Origin of the sequence: Saccharopolyspora sp. NPDC049357, assembly GCF_040677225.1 — a bacterium.
Classification (GTDB): Bacteria; Actinomycetota; Actinomycetes; order Mycobacteriales; family Pseudonocardiaceae; genus Saccharopolyspora.
Map to the genome: position 1 here is coordinate 17,741 of NZ_JBFAQJ010000030.1, position 22,134 is coordinate 39,874.

General features: G+C 70.2%; 16 protein-coding genes and 1 tRNA gene. 7 read left to right on the forward strand and 10 right to left on the reverse strand.

Annotated features, from left to right (window positions below; all coding sequences use genetic code 11):
- Positions 1-80: 80 nt before the first annotated feature.
- The gene (gene mfd, locus AB0J91_RS22925) at positions 81-3,665 is read right to left on the reverse strand and encodes a transcription-repair coupling factor (protein WP_363872228.1); all 3,585 of its coding nucleotides are present in this window, start codon (positions 3,663-3,665) and stop codon (positions 81-83) included.
- A gap of 168 nt (positions 3,666-3,833) precedes the next feature.
- On the opposite strand from mfd, the gene AB0J91_RS22930 reads away from it, so the two are divergent.
- Positions 3,834-4,982: a PQQ-dependent sugar dehydrogenase gene (locus tag AB0J91_RS22930; RefSeq protein ID WP_363872231.1), complete on the forward strand. Its 1,149-nt coding sequence runs from the start codon at positions 3,834-3,836 to the stop codon at positions 4,980-4,982.
- A 70-nt stretch (positions 4,983-5,052) separates the two neighbouring features.
- Here the strand turns inward: AB0J91_RS22930 and AB0J91_RS22935 are convergent, their stop codons facing one another.
- Positions 5,053-5,646 carry a TetR/AcrR family transcriptional regulator gene (locus tag AB0J91_RS22935; protein ID WP_363872381.1) on the reverse strand — a complete coding sequence of 198 codons (594 nt, stop codon included), beginning with the start codon at positions 5,644-5,646 and terminating at the stop codon, positions 5,053-5,055.
- Between the two features lie 179 nt (positions 5,647-5,825).
- Complete coding sequence (locus tag AB0J91_RS22940; RefSeq protein ID WP_363872234.1) at positions 5,826-6,794, reverse strand: acyl-CoA desaturase; 969 nt, start codon at positions 6,792-6,794, stop codon at positions 5,826-5,828.
- A gap of 516 nt (positions 6,795-7,310) precedes the next feature.
- Here AB0J91_RS22940 and AB0J91_RS22945 point away from each other — a divergent pair.
- The 4 genes from AB0J91_RS22945 to AB0J91_RS22960 all read left to right on the forward strand — a co-directional run bounded on the left by AB0J91_RS22945 (position 7,311) and on the right by AB0J91_RS22960 (position 11,968).
- Positions 7,311-7,381 (forward strand) — tRNA-Gln (locus AB0J91_RS22945).
- Positions 7,382-7,449: 68 nt separating this feature from the next.
- Complete coding sequence (locus tag AB0J91_RS22950) at positions 7,450-9,222, forward strand: diguanylate cyclase (RefSeq protein WP_363872237.1); 1,773 nt, start codon at positions 7,450-7,452, stop codon at positions 9,220-9,222.
- A 236-nt stretch (positions 9,223-9,458) separates the two neighbouring features.
- Complete coding sequence (glmU, locus tag AB0J91_RS22955) at positions 9,459-10,985, forward strand: bifunctional UDP-N-acetylglucosamine diphosphorylase/glucosamine-1-phosphate N-acetyltransferase GlmU (RefSeq protein WP_363872240.1); 1,527 nt, start codon at positions 9,459-9,461, stop codon at positions 10,983-10,985.
- Positions 10,986-10,996: 11 nt separating this feature from the next.
- Positions 10,997-11,968, forward strand: a complete 972-nt coding sequence (locus AB0J91_RS22960) for a ribose-phosphate diphosphokinase (RefSeq protein ID WP_235874753.1) — start codon at positions 10,997-10,999, stop codon at positions 11,966-11,968.
- 198 nt (positions 11,969-12,166) lie between these two features.
- Here AB0J91_RS22960 and AB0J91_RS22965 read toward each other — a convergent pair whose 3' ends face one another.
- Positions 12,167-12,772 (reverse strand): malonic semialdehyde reductase, encoded by a 606-nt coding sequence (locus AB0J91_RS22965; RefSeq protein ID WP_363872243.1) that lies wholly within the window; start codon positions 12,770-12,772, stop codon positions 12,167-12,169.
- A gap of 403 nt (positions 12,773-13,175) precedes the next feature.
- Here AB0J91_RS22965 and AB0J91_RS22970 point away from each other — a divergent pair, with 403 nt between their 5' ends.
- Together AB0J91_RS22970 and pth are read left to right on the forward strand one after the other, a co-directional pair.
- Entirely contained in the window at positions 13,176-13,790 is a 615-nt protein-coding gene (locus AB0J91_RS22970; RefSeq protein WP_363872246.1) for a 50S ribosomal protein L25/general stress protein Ctc, read from the forward strand.
- A gap of 84 nt (positions 13,791-13,874) precedes the next feature.
- Positions 13,875-14,450, forward strand: a complete 576-nt coding sequence (pth, locus tag AB0J91_RS22975; protein WP_132679364.1) for an aminoacyl-tRNA hydrolase — start codon at positions 13,875-13,877, stop codon at positions 14,448-14,450.
- A gap of 63 nt (positions 14,451-14,513) precedes the next feature.
- Here pth and AB0J91_RS22980 read toward each other — a convergent pair whose 3' ends face one another.
- The 6 genes from AB0J91_RS22980 to AB0J91_RS23005 form a co-directional block, all read right to left on the reverse strand.
- Positions 14,514-16,169 carry a fatty acyl-AMP ligase gene (locus tag AB0J91_RS22980; protein ID WP_363872249.1) on the reverse strand — a complete coding sequence of 552 codons (1,656 nt, stop codon included), beginning with the start codon at positions 16,167-16,169 and terminating at the stop codon, positions 14,514-14,516.
- Between the two features lie 212 nt (positions 16,170-16,381).
- Entirely contained in the window at positions 16,382-18,160 is a 1,779-nt protein-coding gene (locus AB0J91_RS22985; RefSeq protein WP_363872252.1) for an ABC-F family ATP-binding cassette domain-containing protein, read from the reverse strand.
- Positions 18,161-18,179: 19 nt separating this feature from the next.
- A complete protein-coding gene (locus tag AB0J91_RS22990) occupies positions 18,180-19,136 on the reverse strand; it encodes a 4-(cytidine 5'-diphospho)-2-C-methyl-D-erythritol kinase (RefSeq protein WP_207920084.1) in 957 nt (318 codons plus the stop codon).
- Between the two features lie 298 nt (positions 19,137-19,434).
- Positions 19,435-20,241, reverse strand: a complete 807-nt coding sequence (locus AB0J91_RS22995) for a MetQ/NlpA family ABC transporter substrate-binding protein (protein WP_363872255.1) — start codon at positions 20,239-20,241, stop codon at positions 19,435-19,437.
- Positions 20,242-20,342: 101 nt separating this feature from the next.
- A complete protein-coding gene (locus AB0J91_RS23000; protein WP_363872258.1) occupies positions 20,343-21,026 on the reverse strand; it encodes an ABC transporter permease subunit in 684 nt (227 codons plus the stop codon).
- Positions 21,023-22,045: a methionine ABC transporter ATP-binding protein gene (locus AB0J91_RS23005; RefSeq protein ID WP_363872261.1), complete on the reverse strand. Its 1,023-nt coding sequence runs from the start codon at positions 22,043-22,045 to the stop codon at positions 21,023-21,025. Before AB0J91_RS23005 ends, AB0J91_RS23000 begins: the two co-directional genes overlap by 4 nt.
- Between the last annotated feature and the right edge of the window lie 89 nt (positions 22,046-22,134).

The window sequence follows — 22,134 nt, forward strand, 5'->3', positions numbered from 1 at the left end:
TACTCAAGTCTCGGATCCCGGAGCCAGACGGCGTCTGAGGTTCCGCCACCCGCACCGCCACGCAGAACGCCCAGGGAACATCAAGCCGGAACAGGGGAACTGGTGAGGGTTTCGAGGAATTCCGCGCACCAATCGAGCAACGCCTCGTCCCGCAACTGCGGTGCGCCCATGCGACCTCCTGCCGCGCCTTCGGTGGGGCGCGGCAGCGAGACGGTGCGCAGCGCCGGCTTGTAGACGGCCTTCGGGAACAGCCGCTTGAGCCGGACCTGCTTGGAATCCGGCAGTTCCAGCGGCGCGAAGCGCAGCGACGTGCCCTGCAACGTCACCTCGCGGACGCCGTGCTCGCGGCACACCTGCCGGAAGCGGGCGACCTTGAGCAGCCGTTCCACCGGCTCCGGCAGCGGCCCGTAGCGGTCGGTGAGCTCGGCGCGCACCGCCTCCAGGTCGTCGGGATCCGCCGCAGCGGCCAACTTCCGGTACGCCTCCAGCCGCAGCCGCTCGCCGGGCACGTAGTCGTGCGGGATGTGCGCGTCGATCGGCAGGTCCACCCGCACGTCGGTGAGCTCCTCCTCGCCCTCGGCGGGCTCGGCACCGGCGTGCCTGCGGAAGGCGTCGACGGCCTCCCCCACCAACCGCACGTAGAGGTCGAACCCGACACCGGCGATGTGCCCGGACTGCTCGGCGCCGAGGATGTTGCCCGCGCCGCGGATCTCCAGGTCCTTCATCGCCACGGCCATGCCGGCGCCCAGCTCGGAGTTCTGGGCGATCGTCGCGAGCCGGTCGTGCGCGGTGTCGGTCAGCGGCTTCTCCGGCGGGTACAGGAAGTACGCGTACCCGCGTTCCCGCGCCCGGCCGACGCGTCCGCGCAGCTGGTGCAGCTGGGCGAGGCCGAGCATGTCGGAGCGGTCCACGATCAGCGTGTTGGAGTTGGAGATGTCCAGACCGGTCTCGATGATCGTGGTGCACACCAGCACGTCGTGCTCGCGCTCCCAGAAGCCCTGGATGATCTTCTCCAGCCGCTCCTCGTTCATCTGCCCGTGCGCGGTGACGATCCGCGCTTCCGGGACGAGCTCGCGCAGCTGGCGGGCCGCCTTCTCGATGTCGCTGACCCGGTTGTGCACGAAGAACACCTGCCCGTCGCGCAGCAGCTCGCGGCGGATCGCCGCGCCCACCTGCTTCGGGTCGTAGGCGCCGACGTAGGTCAGCACCGGGTGCCGCTCCTCCGGCGGGGTCAGGATGGTCGACATCTCGCGGATGCCGGCCATGCTCATCTCCAGCGTTCGCGGGATCGGCGTCGCCGACATGGTCAGCACGTCGACGTGCGTGCGCAGCGCCTTGATGTGCTCCTTGTGCTCGACGCCGAAGCGCTGCTCCTCGTCGACGATCACCAGGCCCAGGTCCTTGTAGCGGACTCCGGTCTGCAGCAGGCGGTGCGTGCCGATGACGATGTCGACCTCGCCGTCCGCGAGGCCCTTGATCGTCTGCTCGGACTCCATCGGATCGGTGAACCGGGACAGGCCCTTGACGTTCACCGGGAACGAGCGCATCCGGTCGGCGAAGGTGTTGAGGTGCTGCTGCGCCAGCAGCGTCGTGGGCACCAGCACGGCCACCTGCTTGCCGTCCTGCACCGCCTTGAACGCCGCGCGGACCGCGATCTCGGTCTTGCCGTAGCCCACGTCGCCGCAGATCACCCGGTCCATCGGCACCGAGCGCTGCATGTCGGCCTTGACCTCGTCGATCGCGGCGAGCTGGTCGCCGGTCTCGGTGTAGGGGAAGGCGTCCTCCAGCTCCCGCTGCCACGGGGTGTCGCCGCCGAAGGCGTGGCCTGGCGAGGACTGGCGGGCGGCGTAGAGCTGCACGAGTTCAGCGGCGATCTCCTTGACCGCCTTGCGCGCCTTGGCCTTGGTGTTCTTCCAGTCCGAGCCGCCGAGCTTGTTCAGCGTCGGCGTCTCGCCACCGACGTAGCGGGTGATCTCGTCGAGCTGGTCCGTCGGCACGAAGAGCCGGTCGCCGGGCTGGCCGCGCTTGCTGGAGGCGTACTCCAGCACCAGGTACTCGCGGGTGGCGCCGCCGACGGTGCGCTGCACCATCTCGACGTACTTGCCGATGCCGTGCTGGTCGTGCACCACGAAGTCACCGGTCTTGAGCGCCAGCGGGTCCACGGCGTTGCGGCGGCGCGAGGGCATCCGGCGCATGTCCTTGGTGGACGTCCCGTGCCTGCCGCCGGTCAGGTCGGCCTCGGTGAGCACCACCAGTGCGATCTCCGGCGCCGCGAAACCGTCTTCGAGCCCGCCGCGCACGACCGTGACCACACCGGCCGCGGGCTCGTCCGCGAGCCCGTCCTCGGCCAGCGAGGCGGGGAGTTCGGCTTCGCGCAGCTGCTGCACGGCGCGCTGCGCGGTGCCCGCACCCGCCACGACCAGCACCGCCGCGCCGCCCGAGGTGACGTGGGCGCGCAGGTCGGCGTAGGCGCGCTCGATCTCGCCGCGGTAGGCGTCGGGCTGCTTGAGGGTCAGCCGGACGACCTCGTCGTCCTCGCCTTCCTCGCTGGTCAGTTGGGTCAGCGGCCACCAGGGCAGGCCGAGCGCGCGGGTGTGCTCGGCGACCTCGGCGAGACCTCGGTAGGCCGAGGCGCCCAGGTCGATGGGGGCCTTGCCGCCGTCGGCGGCGACCATCCAGGACGCTTCGAGGAACTCCTGCCCGGTGCGCACCAGGTCGGCGGCGCGGGCGTGGATCTTCTCCGGATCGGCCGGGACGACGTGCGTGCCCGCCGGGACGAGGTCGCTGAGCAGCTGCATCTCGCCCTCGCACAACGCCGGGATGAGGGCTTCCATGCCCTCGACCGGGGCGCCGCCGGCGATCTTGCCCAGCATCTCCGCGAGGTGCGAATCGGCCTGGTGCTGCTCGGCGAGCTTGCCCGCGCGCTCGGCGACCTGCTCGGTGATCAGCAGCTCGCGGCAGGCGGGCGCGGTCAGGGTGGTGTCGGTGGCCTCGGGCAGGGAGCGCTGGTCGGCGACCGAGAACGGGCGGATCTCGGTGACCTCGTCGCCCCAGAACTCCACCCGCAGCGGGTGCTCCTCGGTGGGTGGGAAGACGTCCACGATGCCGCCGCGCACGGCGAACTCGCCGCGCTTCTCGACCATGTCGACGCGGTCGTAGGCCAGTCCCGCCAGGTGTTCGACGGTCTCCTGGAAGTCGACCTCGTCGCCCACCGACAGCCGCACCGGGCGGAGTTCGCCGAGACCGGGCGCGATCGGCTGGATGAGGCTGCGGACCGTGGTGACCAGCACCCGCACCTGCCCGCACGGGTGCTCCTCGGGGTGGGCGAGCCTGCGCAGCACCGAGAGCCTGCGGCCGACGGTGTCGGCGCGCGGCGAGAGGCGCTCGTGCGGCAGCGTCTCCCAGGACGGGAAGACCTCCACGCCCTCGGGACCGAGCAGGTCGGCGGTCGCGGCCGCGGCTTCCTCCGCCTCGCGGCCGGTGGCGGTGACCAGCAGGACCGGGCGGTCCGCTCCCGCGGCGAGCGCGGCGGCGGTCAGCGGACGCGCTGCGGCCGGGCCTTCCACGACCAGGCGCGGGCTGTCCGCAGCGGCCACCAGGCGCCGCAGGGCGGGATCGCGCAGCACGTTGTCGAGCAGTCCGCGCAGGGGACCGGCCTGGCTCATGGAGCAACCTCGCAGCGGAGAAAAGCGAATGCGGACACACCTCTGCCCGGGAAAGATGGGCCGGAGGCGGCGGCCACTCTGGGAGTGGGTACCCCAGACTACGACGCTGGTATGACGGAAACACGACGACCCGTTGGCGGAGACGTGATCGGTGACACACTGATCTTCATGTCGGGCATCAGAACCGCAGCACTGGTCCTGTCCCTGGTCGCCGCCGGTTGCGCGACGGCTCCCCCGAATCCAGCCGGCGCCTCGGCACCCCAGCTGAAGGTCGAGACGGTCGCCTCCGGGCTCGAACACGCGTGGGACGTCGGTTTCCTGCCCGACGGCAGCTCCCTGATCAGCCAGCGTCCCGGGAAGTTCGCGCTGGTCAGCGGCGGCCAGACCCGAGACGTGCAGGCCGATCTGGCCTCGGTCCACGCCGAGGGCGAGGGCGGGCTGATGGGTCTGCTCGTGCACCCCGACTTCGCGAACAACCGCACCTTCATCACCTGCCAGACGCACCAGGAGGGCGGGAACCCGGTCGACATCCGGCTGGTCAAGTGGCGCCTGGCCGAGGACGGCTCGCGCGCGGACCGCGTCGGCGACCTGCTCACCGGCCTGCCGATCAACTCCTCCGGCAGGCACTCCGGTTGCCGCCCGGAGCTCGGCGCGGACGGATCGCTGCTGGTCAGCACGGGCGACACGGCTCAGCCTCCGATCTCGCAGGACCGCACCTCGCTCGGCGGGAAGGTCCTGCGGATGAACGTCGACACGGGTGCGGCGATGCCCGACAACCCCTTCGCCGACTCCCCCGATCCGAACGAGCGGCTGGTCCACACCTACGGCCACCGCAATCCGCAGGGCGTCGCGCTGCACCCCGACGGCCGGGTGTTCGTCGCCGAGCACGGCCCCGACGTCGACGACGAGGTCAACGTCCTCCGGCCCGGCGGCAACTACGGCTGGGACCCGTCGCGGGGCGGCACCACCGACGAGTACGACGAGTCGGTGCCGATGACCGACCTGCAGCGCTTCCCCGACGCGGTGGGCGCGGTGTGGTCCTCCGGATCGTCGACCGAAGCGGTCTGCGCGGCGGAGTTCCTCACCGGTCCGCAGTGGGGCGAGCTGGACGGCGCCCTGGTGGTGCCGGCGTTGAAGGGGAGCAAGCTCCTGGTCTTCCGGCCCAACCCCGACGGCACCCTGTCCCCGCCGGAGATCCCCGCGGTGCTCGACAACACCCACGGCCGGCTGCGCGCCGCCCGCCAAGCCCCGGACGGCAGCCTCTACGTCACCACCTCGAACGGCACCAACGACGAACTGCTGCGAATCACGCTCTAGCGAGTCCACGGAGGCGCTCAGGTTCTGCTACCCGCACCGCCAAGCGAAGCAACCAGCTCCTGGACGTTCGTCACCTGATCGTCGGTTTGGGTTTGTGCTCCAGGTGGGAGAGGCCGTTCCACGCGAGGTTGACCAGGTGCGCGGCGACCTCTTCCTTCTTGGGCTTGCGCGCCTCCAGCCACCACTGGCCGGTGAGCGCGACCATGCCGACCAAGGCCTGGCTGTAGAGCGGCGCGAGCTTGGAGTCGTAGCCGCGGGCGCTGAACTGCAGCCCGAGGATGTGCTCGACCTGACTGGCTATGTCGTTGAGCAGGCTGGAGAACGTCCCGCTGCTGCTGGCCACCGGGGAGTCGCGGACCAGGACCCGGAAGCCGTCGGTGTTCTCGTCGATGTAGTCGACCAGCGCGTGCGCGGCCTGCTCCAGCAGCACCCTCGGGTGCCCGGCGTCGAGGGCGGAGACGATCAGGTCCAGCAGGTTGCGCATCTCGCGGTCGACGACGACCGCGTACACGCCTTCCTTGCCGCCGAAGTGCTCGTAGACCACCGGCTTGGACACCCCGGCGCGGTGGGCGATCTCCTCGATGGAGGTGCCGTCGAAGCCCTTCTCCGCGAAGAGCGCGCGAGCCACGTCCAGCAGTTGTTGGCGTCGTTCCTTGCCCGTCATCCGGGCGCGCGTCCGGGCCGGAGCCCGCGTCGGCGCCGCCGGTTCGGGCGAGTTCCGCCCGCGTCTCCGTCCTGCCACTCGACCCACCCTAGGTGAGGGACCCGCGTTCGAGGTGCAGGCCCGAGACAACGAGGTGCCCGCGCGGTTCTCACCGCACGGGCACCTCCGGTCGTGAGCGGTCAGCCCTTGTGGTCGGTGACCGCGATGCGCGCGAGGCGCTTCTCGTTGGGCCAGCGGACCTTCCAGGCCCAGCCGAGCTTCTCGAAGATCCAGATCGTGCGCGCCGAGATGTCCAGCTGACCGCGCAGCACGCCGTGCCGCGCGCAGGTCGGGTCGGCGTGGTGCGAGTTGTGCCAGGACTCGCCGAAGGACAGGATCGCCAGCGGCCAGAAGTTGGCGGCCTTGTCGCGGCTCTTGAAGGGCCGCTCACCGATCATGTGGCAGATCGAGTTGACCGACCACGTGATGTGGTGCAGGAACGACACGCGCACGAGCCCCGCCCAGAAGAACCCGGTGAGCGCGCCCCACAGCGACCAGGTGAACAGCCCGCCGAGCAGCGCCGGCAGCAGGAGGCTCGCGACCGTCCACACCGGGAACAGCTTGTTGGCCCAGACGATGTCGCGGTCCTTGAGCAGGTCCGGGGCGAACCGGTCCTCGTTGGTCATCTCGCGGCTGAACATCCAGCCCATGTGGGAGTGCCAGAAGCCCTTGGTCAACGCCACGGCGGAGGTGCCGAACAGCCACGGCGAGTGCGGGTCGCCCTCGCGGTCGGAGTAGGCGTGGTGCCGCCGGTGGTCGGCGACCCAGGTGATCACCGGGCCCTGGACCGACATCATTCCCGCGATGGCCAGAGCGATCTTGACGCCGCGGTTGGCCTTGAAGGCGCCGTGCGTGAAGTACCGGTGGAAGCCGACGGTCACGCCCAGGCCGCTGATCAGCCAGAACGCCACCGCCAGGGCGATGTCGACCGGGCCGATGCCCCAGCCCCACAGGACCGGGACGGAAGCGACCAGCGCGGTCATCGGGATCAGGAGGAAGGCGTACACCAATGACGAGTGTCCGGCCGTCTGCGGCCCTGTGGTCAGGGGCTTCGGCCCGGATTCAGCGCCGACGCCCGGAGCGGCGACGCGCTCGGTTGCTGCGGTCATGCTCAATACCTCGAATGGCGTTGGGGAGGTGGGTAAACGGTTGTCAGCACCGGGTGGTCGTGGTCCCGCAACACCTCCACCCTACGGGACCGTAACTTACGCTAGCGTAAGTTGTTTGATGCGAAATCGTCACCCCCCGAAGAGAAAAAGCGGCGTGTCGCTATTTTCCGGGCGTGTCCTCGCGTATGTGTTCACCCGATCGTCCGCATCTGGCCGTGCAACCGGGGTGCGTCCCGTTCCGTCTCCCCGGTGTGCCTGCCCAGAACCAGCCGTGCGGGCTTCCGAGCCTCAGCCCCCGACTTCCCGCGACACCTCGACCCCAACGACGGCAGCCGCTCGCCCCGCCCTGCCGCCCGGCACCGCGTCCCCGACCCCCGCGCAACCCCGGTCGGCACTCGGATTCGACCGGCCTCGTGACGATCTCGGCAGGGTGCCGCCAGCCGTTGTCACCGACCGGTAAGCTCACGCTGCGGCGCCGGCGCGCAACGCCCGGTTCCGGGGGCCCAATGAGCCCAATCCGCCGTGGTGTAAAGGCAGCACCTCGGATTTTGGTTCCGATGGTCCAGGTTCGAATCCTGGCGGCGGAGCGAGCAGCCCTCCCGGGCCCGACGCGGTGCGCGGTGACGCGCACCGCCCGGGATTCCCGGGAGACAAGGTGAACAGGGGGTGTGCGCCGCTGCGCGACGACACTGCCGCCGTGCGCGAAGATCCGGTCACCACGCTGGGCGAGGTATCCGACGCGTGGTTGGTCGGTCGCGCCCGCGAACTCAACGCAGTCGGCCAGCACAGCGCCCCGGCCGGCCAGTCCAGCACGATCCGCGAAGCCGACAACCTCCTCAACGAAGCCCAGCGCCGGGGTGAACCGCGCATCGTCGCCCAGCTCCTCCGGCACTGCGCCGCCCTGCGCCTGACCACCGCCGAGCTGGTGGACAGCGCCGACATGCTGCTGGACGAGCTGCTCAGCCACACCAAGCGCCACGGCCTCGAAGTGCTGCAGGCCGACGCGCACGCGCTGCGCGGCCGACGTGCGCTGCTCGTGGGCGCCGAGGACAACGCGCTGACCGAGGTCGCGCACGGCCTGGCGATGCTCGACGAGGAGCTGGCCCCCGACCGCACGCTCGGCCGCCGCTCCTGGGAACGCCTGCTGGCGACCTCGCTGATCGACATCGGCCTGGTGCTGACCCAGCTGGGCGTCTACGAGATGGCCGACGAGGTGATGGCCCGCGCCCACCAGCGCATCCGCGAGAGCGGCGGGCCGCACGAGATCGCCGTGCACATGATCAACCGCTGCCGCATGCAGCTGGGCTGGGGACTGCGGCTGGAACGCGTCGGCCTGCAGGACGAGGCGGCCAGCCAGTTCTCCACCGCCTCCGCGCTCGCCGTCGCCGTCGAGGGGCCGTGGCGCGAGTCGCTGTTCCCGCGCGTGTCCAACCGCACCGCCGCCGAGCAGATGCCGGTGCTGGGCGCCGCGCACGCCCTCGCCTCCCCCTCCGCCGACCACATCACGCGGCTGGAGGAGATGCGTCACCTCGACCGCTCGATGCACCCGCGGGAGCAGATCATCATGGCGATCGCGCTGTCCCGCTGCCTGGTGCGCGGCGACCACCGCGACGACGCGGTGCGGGTGCTGTCGGAGACGCTGACCAGCCTCAGCCACGACACCTCCGAACCGACCCTGCGGATCTCGCTGGCCAGGGAGTTCGCACTGCTCACCGAGCTGGCCCCGGACCGCCCCCGGGACGCCCTGCGCGACTACGCGCTGGAGCTGGAGACCGAGCTGTGGGCGATGCGCGAGGCCCGGGTGTCCACATTGGCCACTCGCCTGGAGAACTCGCGGCTGAGCCACAAGCACGACGCGATCACCCGGCAGGCCCGCGAGGACCCGCTGACCGGCCTGTCCAACCGGCGCGCGCTCGACGACCGGCTGGAAACCCTGCTCGGCGCACCGGAAGTGCAGCCGCTGGCGGTCGCGCTGGTCGACCTGGACGGCTTCAAGGGCGTCAACGACCGCTGCTCGCACGCCGAAGGCGACGACGTGCTGCGCACCGTCGCCCGCCACCTGCGCGACACCCTGCGCACCGACGACTTCGTGGCCCGCTACGGCGGTGACGAGTTCGTCGTCCTGCTGCCCGGCGCGACGCTCAGCGCCGCCGAAGCCGCGCTGCACCGCACGGTGGAGGCCGTCGACGGCCTGGCGCCGGAGAAGTCCCGAGGGGTGACGCTGTCGATCGGCGTGGTCGCGATGCGCCCGCAGGAGTCGGCTGCGCAGGTCCTCGCCCGCGCCGACGCCGCGATGTACCAGGCGAAGCGCAACGGTGGGAACCGCGTCACAGCACTCTCCGGAGTCAACGATCGCACCGAACCTCACCCGGTCGAGCCGCCGTCCGAAATCGATCAAGCTGTCTGGATTCCTCCGGACGCGCGCTGAAGCGACGTGTCAACTGGTCGGGGCAAGATCACATTGGCCCAGCTAGGGGGCCCTTTCATCCGCCACCGTCCAGCCGAACGGCGGTACCATCGCAGCTGCTGCCAGATGGGCAGGGGCGCCGAAGGTGACGGACGACCCGTGCGGTTACCCTTCACCCGCTTGGACGCAACAGGCACGTCGGCCGGCGCCGGATCCAGACTCGGCAGGCCGCTTCTAGAGATCAAGGGAGAGCGCTGATGCTCCAGGGCGACAACGCCCAGCCCTCCTCTCAGCGCGCTGCTGCGCACCCGGAACCGGTCAGCACGGTCGTGCTGGCGGCCGGGGAGGGCACCAGGATGCGATCGGCGACACCGAAGGTGCTGCACCGGATCGCCGGCAGGCCCCTCGTCGAACACGCCGTCCGCGCCGCCGCGGGGATCGATCCCGATCAGCTGGTCGTCGTGCTCGGGCACGGCCGCGACGCCGTCGCCGAGCACCTGAACTCGGTGTCGGACTCGCTCGGCCGCCCGATCACCACCGCCGTCCAAGAAGAGCAGCTGGGCACCGGCCACGCCGTGTCCTGCGGCCTGTCCGAGCTCCCCGACGGCCTCTCCGGAACGGTGCTGGTCAGCTACGGCGACGTGCCGCTGCTCGACGCCGACACGCTGCGCGCGATGCTCGACGAGCACGCCGCGTCCGGCAACGCCGTCACGGTGCTGACCTCCGTCGTCGCCGATCCGACCGGCTACGGCCGGATCACCCGCGACGCCTCCGGCGCGGTCACCGGCATCGTCGAGCAGAAGGACGCCACCGCCGAGCAGGCCGCGATCACCGAGATCAACTCCGGGGTCTACGCCTTCGACGCCGAGGTGCTCACCGGCGCGCTCAAGCGACTGTCCACCGACAACGCCCAGGGCGAGCTCTACCTGACCGACGTGCTGTCCATCGCGCGCGGCGACGGCCGCACCGTCGGCACCCTGATCTGCTCGGACACGTGGCTGGTCGAAGGCGTCAACGACCGGGTGCAGCTCTCCCGGCTCGGCGCCGAGCTCAACCGCCGGCTGGTGACGCGCTGGATGCGCGAGGGCGTCACCGTCATCGACCCGGCCACGGTGTGGCTGGACTGCGACGTGACCCTGTCCCGCGACGTGACGCTGGAACCGGGCGTGCAGCTGCGCGGCGGCACCACCGTCGGCGAGGGCGCCACCGTCGGCCCGGACACCACGCTGACGAACTGCACGATCCACCCCGGCGCGTCGGTGGTGCGCACCCACGGCGAGGGCGCGGAGGTCGGCCCGAACGCCAGCGTCGGCCCGTTCGCCTTCCTGCGGCCAGGCACCTCGCTGGGCGCGAAGGGCAAGATCGGCACCTTCGTCGAGACCAAGAACGCCGAGATCGGCGAGGGCACCAAGGTGCCGCACCTGAGCTACGTCGGCGACGCGACGATCGGCGAGAAGTCCAACATCGGCGCCGCCACGGTCTTCGTCAACTACGACGGTGTGAACAAGCATCACACCAAAATCGGATCACACTCCCGGACCGGCGCGGACAACATGTTCGTCGCACCGGTGGAGATCGGCGACGGCGCTTACACCGCCGCCGGCTCGGTGATCACCCAGGATGTCCCCCCGGGCGCGATGGCGGTCGCCCGCGGGAGGCAACGAAACATCGATGGCTGGGTGGCCAAGCGCCGCCCGGGCACCGCCGCCGACCAGGCCGCACAGCGGGCTTTGGGCAATGAACCGACCGATGACGCAGAGACGTCGAACGGGGAGGGACGATGACCGTGAGTGCCATGTCTGCGACCCCGAAGAAGAGCCTCAAGCTCTTCTCCGGCCGCAGCCACCCGGAACTTGCCGAGGAGGTGGCCAAGCAGCTCGACGTGACGGTCACGCCCCAGGCCGCGTACCAGTTCGCCAACGGCGAGATCTTCGTGCGCTACGACGAGTCCGTTCGTGGCTGCGACGCCTTTGTGATCCAGTCGCACTGCACGCCGCTCAATGACGCGATCATGGAGCAGCTGATCATGGTGGACGCGCTCAAGCGCGCCAGCGCCAAGCGCATCACCGTGGTCATCCCGTTCTACGGCTACGCCCGTCAGGACAAGAAGCACAAGGGCCGCGAGCCGATCTCGGCGCGGCTGATGGCGGACCTGTTCAAGACCGCCGGTGCTGACCGGATCATGGTCGTGGACCTGCACACCGACCAGATCCAGGGCTTCTTCGACGGTCCGGTGGACCACCTGATGGCGCAGAAGCTGCTCGCGAACTACATCAGCGAGACCTACACCGACCAGAACATCACCGTGGTCTCCCCGGACTCCGGTCGTGTGCGCGTCGCCGAGAAGTGGGCCGATGACCTGGGTGGCACGCCGCTGGCGTTCATCCACAAGACGCGCGACCCCAGCAAGCCCAACCAGGTGGTCGCCAACCGCGTCGTCGGTGACGTCGAGGGCCGGCTGTGCGTGCTGGTCGACGACATGATCGACACCGGCGGCACGATCACCAAGGCCACCGAGCAGCTGCTCGCGGCCGGTGCCAGCGACGTCATCATCGCCTCCACCCACGCCGTGCTGTCCGGCCCCGCCGTGGAGCGGCTGTCGAACTGCGGCGCCAAGGAGGTCGTGCTGACCAACACGCTGCCGATCCCCGACGAGCGCCGGTTCCCGAACCTGACGGTCCTGTCGATCGCCCCGCTGGTCGCGGAAGCGATCCACCAGGTCTTCGAGGACGGCTCGGTCACCAGCCTCTTCGACGGCCGCGCCTGACGAGCACCGACTCCGGTCACGAGAGCGGGTCCCGGTTCCAGTGGAACCGGGGCCCGCTCTCCGTCTCACCACCGTCTCGACACCGGCTCACCCGATGCGGGGGTCTTCCCGATTTCAATGGAAATCAGGTTCCCGACTTCCATTGAAATCGTGGATCCGACTTCCATTGAAATCGGGTCACCCCAGCGGAAGCGCAGGTCAGAGGGTGGTGACGACCTCGTCGTAGGACAGGCGCGGGAGTCGGTCCATCCAGGGGTTCTCGCCGGGCTTGCCGATGTTGGCTACGACCAGCGTCTGCTGGTCTCCCTCCGGGAAGAACTCGGCGTTGATGCCCGCGGCGTCGAGCCCGGTCATCGGGCCGACGGCGAGCCCGGCGGCCCGGACGCCGAGGAAGAAGTAGCCGGCCTGCAGCGTGGCGTTCAGCTTCGCGTTCTGCTCCCGGAAACCCGGGTCGGCGAAGATGTCCTTGGCCTCGGGCTTGTGCGGGAAGACCTTCGGCAGGTTCTCGTGGAACTCGGTGTCGGCCGCCAGGATCGCGACCAGCGGAGCCTGTTCGGTCTTGGCCCGGTTGCCCTCCATCAGGTGCGGCAGCAGGCGCTGCTTGGCCTCGGCCGAGCGCAGCAGCACGATCCGCAGCGGCTGCTGGTTCATCGAGGTAGGGGCCCACTTCACGAGGTCGTAGATCGCCTGGACCTGCTCGTCGGTCACCGGCTCGTCGCTGAAGGAGTTGGCGGTGCGGGCCTCGCGGAACAGCAGGTCCTGGGCCTCGGCGTCGAGGGCGAGCTCGGACTGGGACACGGTCATGGGGTCACTCCTGGGCGATCGGGCGGTCTCACCGGCCGGTAGGCGGGTTCCCGGCCACACGTCACGAACATTCTTGAACTGTCAATGATTCCCGGTGAAGGGGCCTGTAAGCGGAGTCACCGCGGCGACCCGTTCGGGCGTCGTGTCCACCCGTGCGAAAACGGCTATGCAAGCACCGTTTAGACTATTCAGGTTGCCTCGGCGAGGTCGGGACGTACGCCCGGCGTGATCGGCGCGGTGGCACGGTGACGGTCGGTCGAATTCTCCTCCGGCGCACTGATGTCGCGCACTCTCCTGGTGCCGTTTCCACCGGCACCGGTCGATCACCCCAGTAGCGCGCCCCACCGCCGCAGGCCAGCGAACAACTCACGTTCCGCCCGACGTCTTCAAGGAGTGCACCACCGTGTCCGAGGTACGTATCGCAGTCGAGCAGCGCAACGAGTTCGGCAAGGGAGCGGCCCGCCGCACCCGTCGCGCCGGCCAGATCCCCGCGGTCCTCTACGGCCACGGCGCCGACCCGAAGCACCTGTCGCTGCCCAGCGTCGAGTTCGCCCGCGCCATCCGTGAGAACGGCCACAACGCGGTGCTCACGCTCGAGGTCGCGGGTTCCGGCAAGGAGCTCGCTCTGACCAAGACCATCACCGCCCACCCGATCAAGGGCTACATCGAGCACGTCGACCTGCTGCTGGTCAAGCGCGGCGAGAAGGTCACCGTCAACGTCCCGATCGTGGTCTCCGGTGACGCCGCCTCCGGCGCCCTGGTCAGCCAGGAGCTCACCGAGGTCGAGGTCGAGGCCGAGGCCCTGCACATCCCGGAGCAGATCGAGCTGTCGATCGAGGGCGCCGAGATCGGCACCCAGCTGCACGCCTCCGACCTGAAGCTGCCGAAGGGCACGACCCTGGTGTCCGACCCGGAGACCATGGTCGTCAACATCTCCGAGGCCGCGGCTTCGATGGAGGAGGAGTCCGCTTCCGAGGGCGAAGAGGCCGCCGAGGAAGAGACTTCGGAAGAAGCCTGAGCCTGACGACGTCGGGCGCTCCCGCGCCGTCCCCCAGCCGGGGGCGGCGCGGGTTCTGCCTCGACAAGAGGGAGACTTACTTCCGTGACCACTGCGGACGCGGTTTCGGTGATCGTCGGGCTGGGCAATCCCGGTCCGCGCTATGAGGGCAACCGGCACAACATCGGCTTCCTCGTCGCAGACGAGCTGGCCGCTCGTGTCGGCGGCAAGTTCAAGTCGCACAAATCAGGTGCCGACGCCGTCGAAGGACGCCTGGGCGGCGCCCGGTCCGTGCTGGTCAAGCCGCGTTCGTTCATGAACCTCTCCGGCGGCCCGGTCGCCGGGGCGGTGAAGTTCTTCAAGACAGCGCCCGAGTCGCTGATCGTCATCCACGACGAGCTGGACCTGCCCTACGGCACGATCCGGATCAAGCAGGGCGGCGGCGAGAACGGCCACAACGGGCTGCGGTCCATCTCCAAGTCGCTGGGCACCCGCGACTACCTGCGGGTCCGATTCGGCGTCGGACGCCCGCCAGGCCGGATGGACCCCGCCGACTACGTGCTCAAGGACTTCTCCGGCACCGAGCGCAAAGAGCTCGCCTACTTCATCGACCTCTGCGCCGACGCGGTGGAAGCGCTGGTCACCAAGGGCCTGGAAGCGGCCCAGAACGAGTTCCACTGACGCGACGGCGCCGGGTCACCGCGCCAACGGCCGTGGACATCGGGTTCGGACCAGAACCGCCCCCTAGTGCGTCGGCACCAGCTCCGCGGTGGCCGCCCGGCGGAGCTTCCCCGAAGGCGTCTTCGGCAGCGTTCCCGGCGGGAGCACGACGACCTCCGCGGGACGGACGCCGACGGCGTCGACGATGCGGGACACGACCTCCTTGCGCAGCGCCTTCTCCGCGTCCTCCGAACCCGCCTGCTTGGACTCCAGCACCACCGCGAAGCGCTCGCGCCTGCTACCCGCCTCCAGCCGGACCGCCGCCGCGTTGCCCGGACGAACGCCCGAGACCTCGCAGGCGGCCCGCTCGATGTCGACCGGGTAGATGTTGCGGCCACCCATGATGATCACGTCCTTGCGACGTCCGCAGATCACCACCTGGCCGTCGGCCAGATATCCCTCGTCGCCGGTGTCGAGCCAGCCCTCGGCGTCCTGCACCTCCTTCGGGCCGTCCACCGTGAGGTAGCCCGGGGTGACGGCCTCGCCGCGGATGCGCAGCCGCCCGACCAGCCGGTCGGCGAGCTCCACCCCCTCGTCGTCGACGACGTCGACCTCCAGGCCGGGCAGCGGGTGCCCCAGCAGCGCGAACCGGCGCGCGTGCGGCACCTCGGGATCGACCGGCTCGGCGACGTGCCGCTTCTCCAGGCCCTCGGCGTCGACGACATCGGTCTCCAGCCCCCGGTGCAGCGGGGCGAACGAGACGGCGAGCGTCGCCTCGGCCATGCCGAAGGCGCACACCATGCAGTCCGGGGGGAGCCCGAAGCGCGCCCCGGCATCGATGAACGCCTGCGCCGCCGCGGGGTCGATGGGCTCGGCCCCGTTGAGCGTGAAGCGCAGGCTCGACAGGTCGAAGTCGTCGTCGGCGCGCGCCATCCGGCGGCCGACGACGGCGTAGGCGAAGTTCGGCGCGGCGGTGACCGTGGCGCGGTACTTGCTGATCAGCTGCGGCCACACCAGCGGTCCGGCCAGGAAGTCCGACGGGGTGATCTTGACCGTGGTCATGCCGATGGCCATCGGCACGGTCAGGCACCCGACCATCCCCATGTCGTGGAACAGCGGCAACCAGGACACCGCGACGTCGTGCTCCGGGTCGAGCTCGGCGGCGGTGACCATCGCGTGCAGGTTGGCGTTGAGGTTGCGGTGGGTGATCCGGACGGCCTTCGGATCGGCGGTGGAACCGCTGGTCAGCTGCAGCAGCGCGGTCTCGTCCTCGCCGACCTCGACCGGCCCGGCCAGCGGCTCCGCGTCGGTGGCGGCGAGACCGGCGAGGTCGCGGTAGGCGATGCCGTTGTCCTCCAGCACCCCCGCGAGCTGCTCGAACGGCGGGCCGAGCAGCACCAGCCGCGCCCCGATCATCTTCAGCACCTTGAGCGTGTCCTCGGCCCAGTGCCCGAGATCGGTGCGCGGTGTCGGCTGGTGCAGCATCGTCACGCTGCCGCCCCCGAGCCACACCGCCTGCACGGCGGGACCGATCAGACCGGGATCGGCGGCCAGGATCGCGACGGCCGTCCCGGGCCGGAGCTGCTCGCCCAGCCCGCCGGCCATCCGCAACGCCGCGTCGTGCACCTGCGCCCAGCTCCGGAACAGGGGCTCCGCGGGCTCACCGGTGACGAGCCCGCGAGCCCCTTCACCGGAGTTCCGCCGAGCCGACGCCACCAAGGTCTCCACGAACCGACTCATGTGACGCAGCTTACGATCCGGACAACCCGGTGGCACGCCTCAACGCCCGACCGTGCACCCGGAAACTCCGGTAATCGGGGAACGGATTACCGGAGTAATCCGTCACCCCCGTCGACAGCGGAGGGTTCCGTTCACACCTTCAGGGCGTTCCAGGCCGGGAAGAACCGCCAGGTGCCTCTGAGAAGTGAGGGGTCCGCCTTCGTCGGCATTCACTACCCGAGCTGGTCGGCGAGCTCCATCCAGCGGGTTTCGAGGTCGTCCTTCTCCTTGTGCAAGGACTGGAGCTCCGCGTTGAGCTCGGCCAGGCGGTCGGGCTCGGTGGCCGCCTCGGCGAGCTTCTCGTGCAGGTCGGACTCGCGCTTGGCGAGCTTGTCGAGCTGCCGCTCGAAGCGGGAGAGCTCCTTGCGCGCCGCGTGCTCCTCGGCGCCCGACAGACCCCGCGACTCCGGCGCGTCGGCGGCCTGCTTGCCGACGCTGCTCTCCGCCGCCAGCAGCGAGTGACGCCGCTGCAGGTACTCGTCGATCCCGCCGGGCAGGTGGGTGAGCTTCCCGTCGCCGAACAGCGCGTGGACGCTGTCGCAGACCCGCTCGACCAGGTACCTGTCGTGCGAGACCACGATCATCGTGCCCGGCCAGGTGTCGAGCAGGTCCTCCAGCTGCTGGAGGGTGTCGATGTCCAGGTCGTTCGTCGGCTCGTCGAGGATCAGCACGTTCGGCTCGGCCATCAGCAGCCGCGCCAGCTGCAACCGTCGGCGCTCACCACCGGAGAGGTCACCGACCGGCGTCCACTGCCTTCCCTTGCCGAAGCCGAACCGCTCCCCCAGCTGCGAGGCGGACAGCTCGTACTTGCCGAGGGTGACCGTCTTGGCGACGTTCTCGATCGCCTCCAGCACTCGCCAGTTGCCCGGCAGGTCGTGCAGCTCCTGCGTCAGGTGCGCCATCCGCACCGTCTTGCCCTCGACGCGCTTGCCCGCGTCCGGTTCGCGCTCCCCCGCCAGCAGCTTGAGCAGCGTCGTCTTGCCGGAACCGTTGACGCCCACCAGACCGATCCGGTCACCCGGCCCGATCCGCCACGTCACGTTCTCCAGCAGCGCCCGGTCGGCGATCCGCAGGTCGACGTCCTCCAGCTCCAGCACGGTGCGGCCCAGCCGGCGCTTGGCGAAGGCCAGCAGCTCGACGGAGTCGCGCGGCTCCGGGACGTCGGAGATCAGCGCCTCGGCCGCCTCCACCCGGTACCGCGGCTTGGAGGTGCGCGCCTTCGCGCCGCGCTGCAACCAGGCGAGTTCCTTGCGGGCCAGGTTCTGCCGACGCTCCTCCGTGGCCTGCGCGATGCGGGCGCGTTCGGCGCGCGCGAAGATCCAGTCCGCGTAGCCGCCCTCGTACTGCTCGACCTTGCCGTCCACGACCTCCCAGGTCCGGTTGCAGACGGTGTCGAGGAACCAGCGGTCGTGCGTGACGATCACCAGCGCGCACTTGCGTTCCAGCAGGTGGTCGGCCAGCCAGCGCACACCTTCGATGTCGAGGTGGTTGGTGGGCTCGTCGAGCACCAGCAGGTCGAGGTCGCGCACCAGCGCGGCGGCCAACGCCACGCGGCGGCGTTCCCCACCCGAGAAGTTCTTGACCGGGGTGTCCAGGCCGAGCCGCGTCATGCCCAGACCGCCCAGCACCGAGCGCACCCGCGGGTCGGCGGCCCACTCGTGCTCGGCGGCGAAGCCGTGCGGATCGAGGACGGCGTTGCGCACGGTGGCGTCCTCGTCCAGCTCAGTGCGCTGGGTGACCACGGCCATCCGCAGGTCGCGGGACTGCGAGACCCGGCCGTCGTCGGGTTCCGCGAAACCGGCGAGGACTTCCAGCAGCGTCGTCTTGCCGCCACCGTTGAGGCCGACGACGCCGATCCGCTCGCCTTCCGACACGCCCAGCGACACGCCGTCCAGCAACGGGCGCACGCCGTAGGACTTGCTGACCGTTTCCAGGTTGACCAGGTTCACCATCGAGGTTTCGACTACTCCATCACGCGTGGACTTGGGGCGGGGTGGGGCGATGGGCCGGCTCCTCGGAGACGACCTTGGCGCCCGGCACCGGGCCGTGCGCGACTCGGACGGTCCGGCAGACGCCCGCGCCGGAGAGCTCCGCGGCGACCCGGACGGCCTCGTCGGAGTCGGTGCACAGGAAAGCGCAGGTCGGGCCGGATCCCGAGACGACGCCGGCCAGCGCGCCCGCCTGCACGCCCGCGCGCAGCGTGCGCCGCAGGCCCGGACGCAGCGAGACCGCCGCGGATTGCAGGTCGTTGCCCAGCAGCAGCGCGAGCTGCCGGGGATCGCCGGAGGCCAGCGCCTCCAGCAGGGGTTCCACCTCACCGATGCGGCCGTTGCCGTTGTCCGCGCGGAGGCGGTCCAGCTCGCCGTAGACGCCGGGAGTGCTCAGGCCTTCGCGATCCAGCGCGATGACCCAGTGGTAGGTGTGCCGGGCCAGGACCGGGACCAGCCGCTCGCCGCGTCCGGTGCCCAGGGCGGTGCCGCCCTGCAGCGAGAACGGCACGTCGCTGCCGATCTTCCCGGCGAGCTCGCTGAGCTCGTCGCGGCCCAGTTCCAGCCGCCAGAGCTGGTTGACCGCCTGCAACGTGGCGGCGGCGTCGGCGCTGCCACCGGCCATGCCGCCGGCGACCGGGATGCCCTTGTTGATCGAGATCCGCACGCCGGGGTTCTCCGGGTCGCGCCCGCAGTGCTCGGCCAGCAGCCGCACCGCTTTCCACGCGAGATTCTCCGGGCCGGTGGGGACCTCGTCCGCTCCCTCGCCCTTGACCTCGATGGCCGGATCGTCCGCCGCCACCACCGTGACGTCGTCGGTCAGCGACAAGGCCTGGAAGACGGTGACCAGCTCGTGGTAGCCGTCCGGACGCGCGTCACCCACCGAGAGGTGGAGGTTCACCTTCGCCGGGACGCGGACGGTGATCGGTGTAGGAACCACGGAGAGCACACCAAGAGCCTACGTGGCCGAAGAACCCCACCGCCCACTTCCCTGCGCACAGCCCCACCCCAACCACAAACCTCCCGGTGACCAGCCCCCGATCCCCACCGGCCGGAACCCCGATCACCCCGGTATTCGGGCACCCGAACACCGGAGTAATCAGGTCCCCGATTGCGGCGGTATTCCGGCCCACGATTACCGGGGTGATCCGGTGTGCCTGGCTACGGCGGGATCGGGTGGGTGAATGCCGGGGTGGTCGGTGTCGACCGGCCCCGGCATTCGTGGCACGCCGTGAGCGTCAGGAGGCGGGGACGACGCCCACTCCGCCCCACTCCTGGGCGATGAAGTCCTTGACCTGCTGGCTGCGCAGCAGCTCGGCGAGCTTGAGCACGCGCGGGTCCTGGGCCAGCGCCGGGCTGGTCACCAGACCGTTGGCGTAGGGGTTGCCCTGCGAGCTCTCCACCAGCAGCGGGTTCGACAGCTTCGCCTTGATCGCGTAGTTGCCGTTGACCACCGCCGCGGCCGCGTCGTCGACCGAACGCGGCAGCTGGTCCGGGGACAGGTCCTTGAGCTGGACGTTCTTCGGGTTCTCCGCGATGGCGGCGTCCAGCCGGGTGCCGACGGCGGCCTCCGGCTTGAGCTTGATCAGACCGCCCTGCTCCAGCAGCTTCAGGCCGCGGAACTGGTTGGCCGGGTCGTTGGACAGCGTCACCGTGGCGCCCGCGGGCAGCTCGGCCAGGGACTTGGCCTGCTTGGAGTAGACGGCCAGCGGCTCCAGGTGCACCGGCTCGATCCAGGTGAACTCGCCGCCGCGCTCCTTGCGGTACTCCTCCAGGTACGGGACGTGCTGGAAGTAGTTCGCGTCCAGCTCACCGTTGGCGACGGCCTCGTTCGGCCGGTTGTAGTCGTCGAACTTCTCGATCTCGATGTCGATCCCGGCCTGCTGGGCCAGGTTGTCGTCGACGTACTGCAGGATCTCGCCGTGCGGCGTCGGGCTGACGCCGATCTTCAGCGGCGCGTTGGGGTCTTCGGCGGCGGAACCACCACCGCAGGCGGCCAGCAGCACCCCGGCCGAGGCGAGCAGTGCGGCGAAGCGCAAACGCATGTCGTGCGTCCTTTCAAACAGCCCGTTTTCAGGCAGGCAGGGTCAACGCACCGTCCTTTTGGGACGGAAGCGCGATGGGTTTTCTCCGCGGGAGGGAGGATTCAGCCGGCGGCGGTGCGCCGGCGATCGACGAGCTTGGCGGTGCGATCGGTGATCAGCTGCATCGCGAAGGCCAGCACCCCCAGCACCACGACCGATCCGTAGAGGAGCCGGTCGTCGTAGCCCTGGTAGCCGTCCTGGATCGCGGTCGTGCCCAGACCTCCGCCGCCGATGGCACCGGCCATCGCGGCGTAGCCGATCAGCGCCACCGCGGTGACGCCGATGGCTCCGACCAGCGCTGCTCGGGCTTCCCCGAGCAGCACCGTGCACACGATCCGCAACCTGCTGGAACCGGTCGTGATCGCGGCTTCCACCACGGTGAAAGCGACCTCGCGCAACGCGTTCTGCGTCAGCCGCGCGAAGAACGGGATCGCACCGATGGTCAGCGGCACGATCACCGCGCTGCTGCCGATCGAGGTCCCGATCAGCAGCCGGGTGAACGACGCCAGCACCACCAGCAGCACCACGAAGGGCACCGAGCGCACCACGTCCACGATCACGCCGAGCACCTTGTTCAGCACCGGTTTCGGGTTCAACCCGACCGGAGAGGTCAGGTGCAGCAGCACACCCAGCGGCAACCCGCCGACCACGGCCAGCACGGTCGCCACCAGCACCATGTAAAGCGTTTGAAGCGTTGCCTCGCCCAGTAGTTCGCCGACCTCCGACCAGGGGGTCACATCAGTCACGCAGCAGCAACTCCGTCAACGCTCACCGGGGCGCGCCGGACGTGCGCGTCCCGCTCGATCATCCACTTCAGCGCCGCCTCGGAACGCTCACCGGTCAGGCCGATCTTGAACTTGGCGACCGGGGTGTCGCCGAGGCGGGTCAGGCCACCGCCCAGGATCGCCAGGTCGACGGCGAACCGGTTGGAGGCCTCGGGGAGCAGCGCTCCCACAGCGGCGAAGCCGACCAGCACGATCTCGGCGACCACGTCGTGGCGGCCCGAAGTCGGGCGCAGCGACTCGGCCTGGTCGGTTTGGGGCAGCAGGGTGCCGCTGACCTTGCTGCCGGGCTCGGCGACGAGGTCCAGGACCTTGCCGTGCTCGACGACCTGGCCGTCTTCCAGCACCGCGACGTCGTCGGCGATCTTGCGCACCACCGCCATGTCGTGGGTGACCACCAGGACGGTGACGCCGAGCTCGGCACGCGCACGGTCGAGCACGGTCAGCACCGAGTCGGTGGTGGACGGGTCCAGCGCGGAGGTCGGCTCGTCGGCCAGCAGCACCGAGGGCTTGGCCGCCAGCGCGCGGGCGACCGCGATGCGCTGGCGCTGACCACCGGAGAGCTGGTCCGGGTAGGCCGCCGCCTTGTCGGTCAGGCCGACGAGGTCGAGGAGTTCACCGACGCGGTTGCGCCGCTGCGGGCCGCCGATGCCTGCGGCCTCCAGCGGGAGCGCGACGTTGCCCGCGGCGGTGCGCTGGCGCAACAGCGAATCACCCTGCGGCACAACGCCGATCTGCCTGCGGGCGGCGCGCAGCGCCTTGCCGTCCAGCGCCACCAGGTCGGTGCCGTCGACGCGGATGGCACCACCGTCGGGCTTCTCCAGCAGCGCGATGCACCGGGCCAGCGTCGACTTCCCCGCTCCGCTCGGTCCGACCACGCCGCACACGGAACCCGCGTTGACCTCCATCGACACGCCGTCGAGGGCGCGGACGGTGCTGCCGTTGTGCTGGAACGACTTGGTCAGGTTCTCGACTGAGATCACGATCTGCTCCACATCAGCTCGCGATGGCCGCGCCCGCGTTCGGGCAGCAGCCATGGGGAACTTCTAAGGGAAAAGGAAGAGAGAGGGAA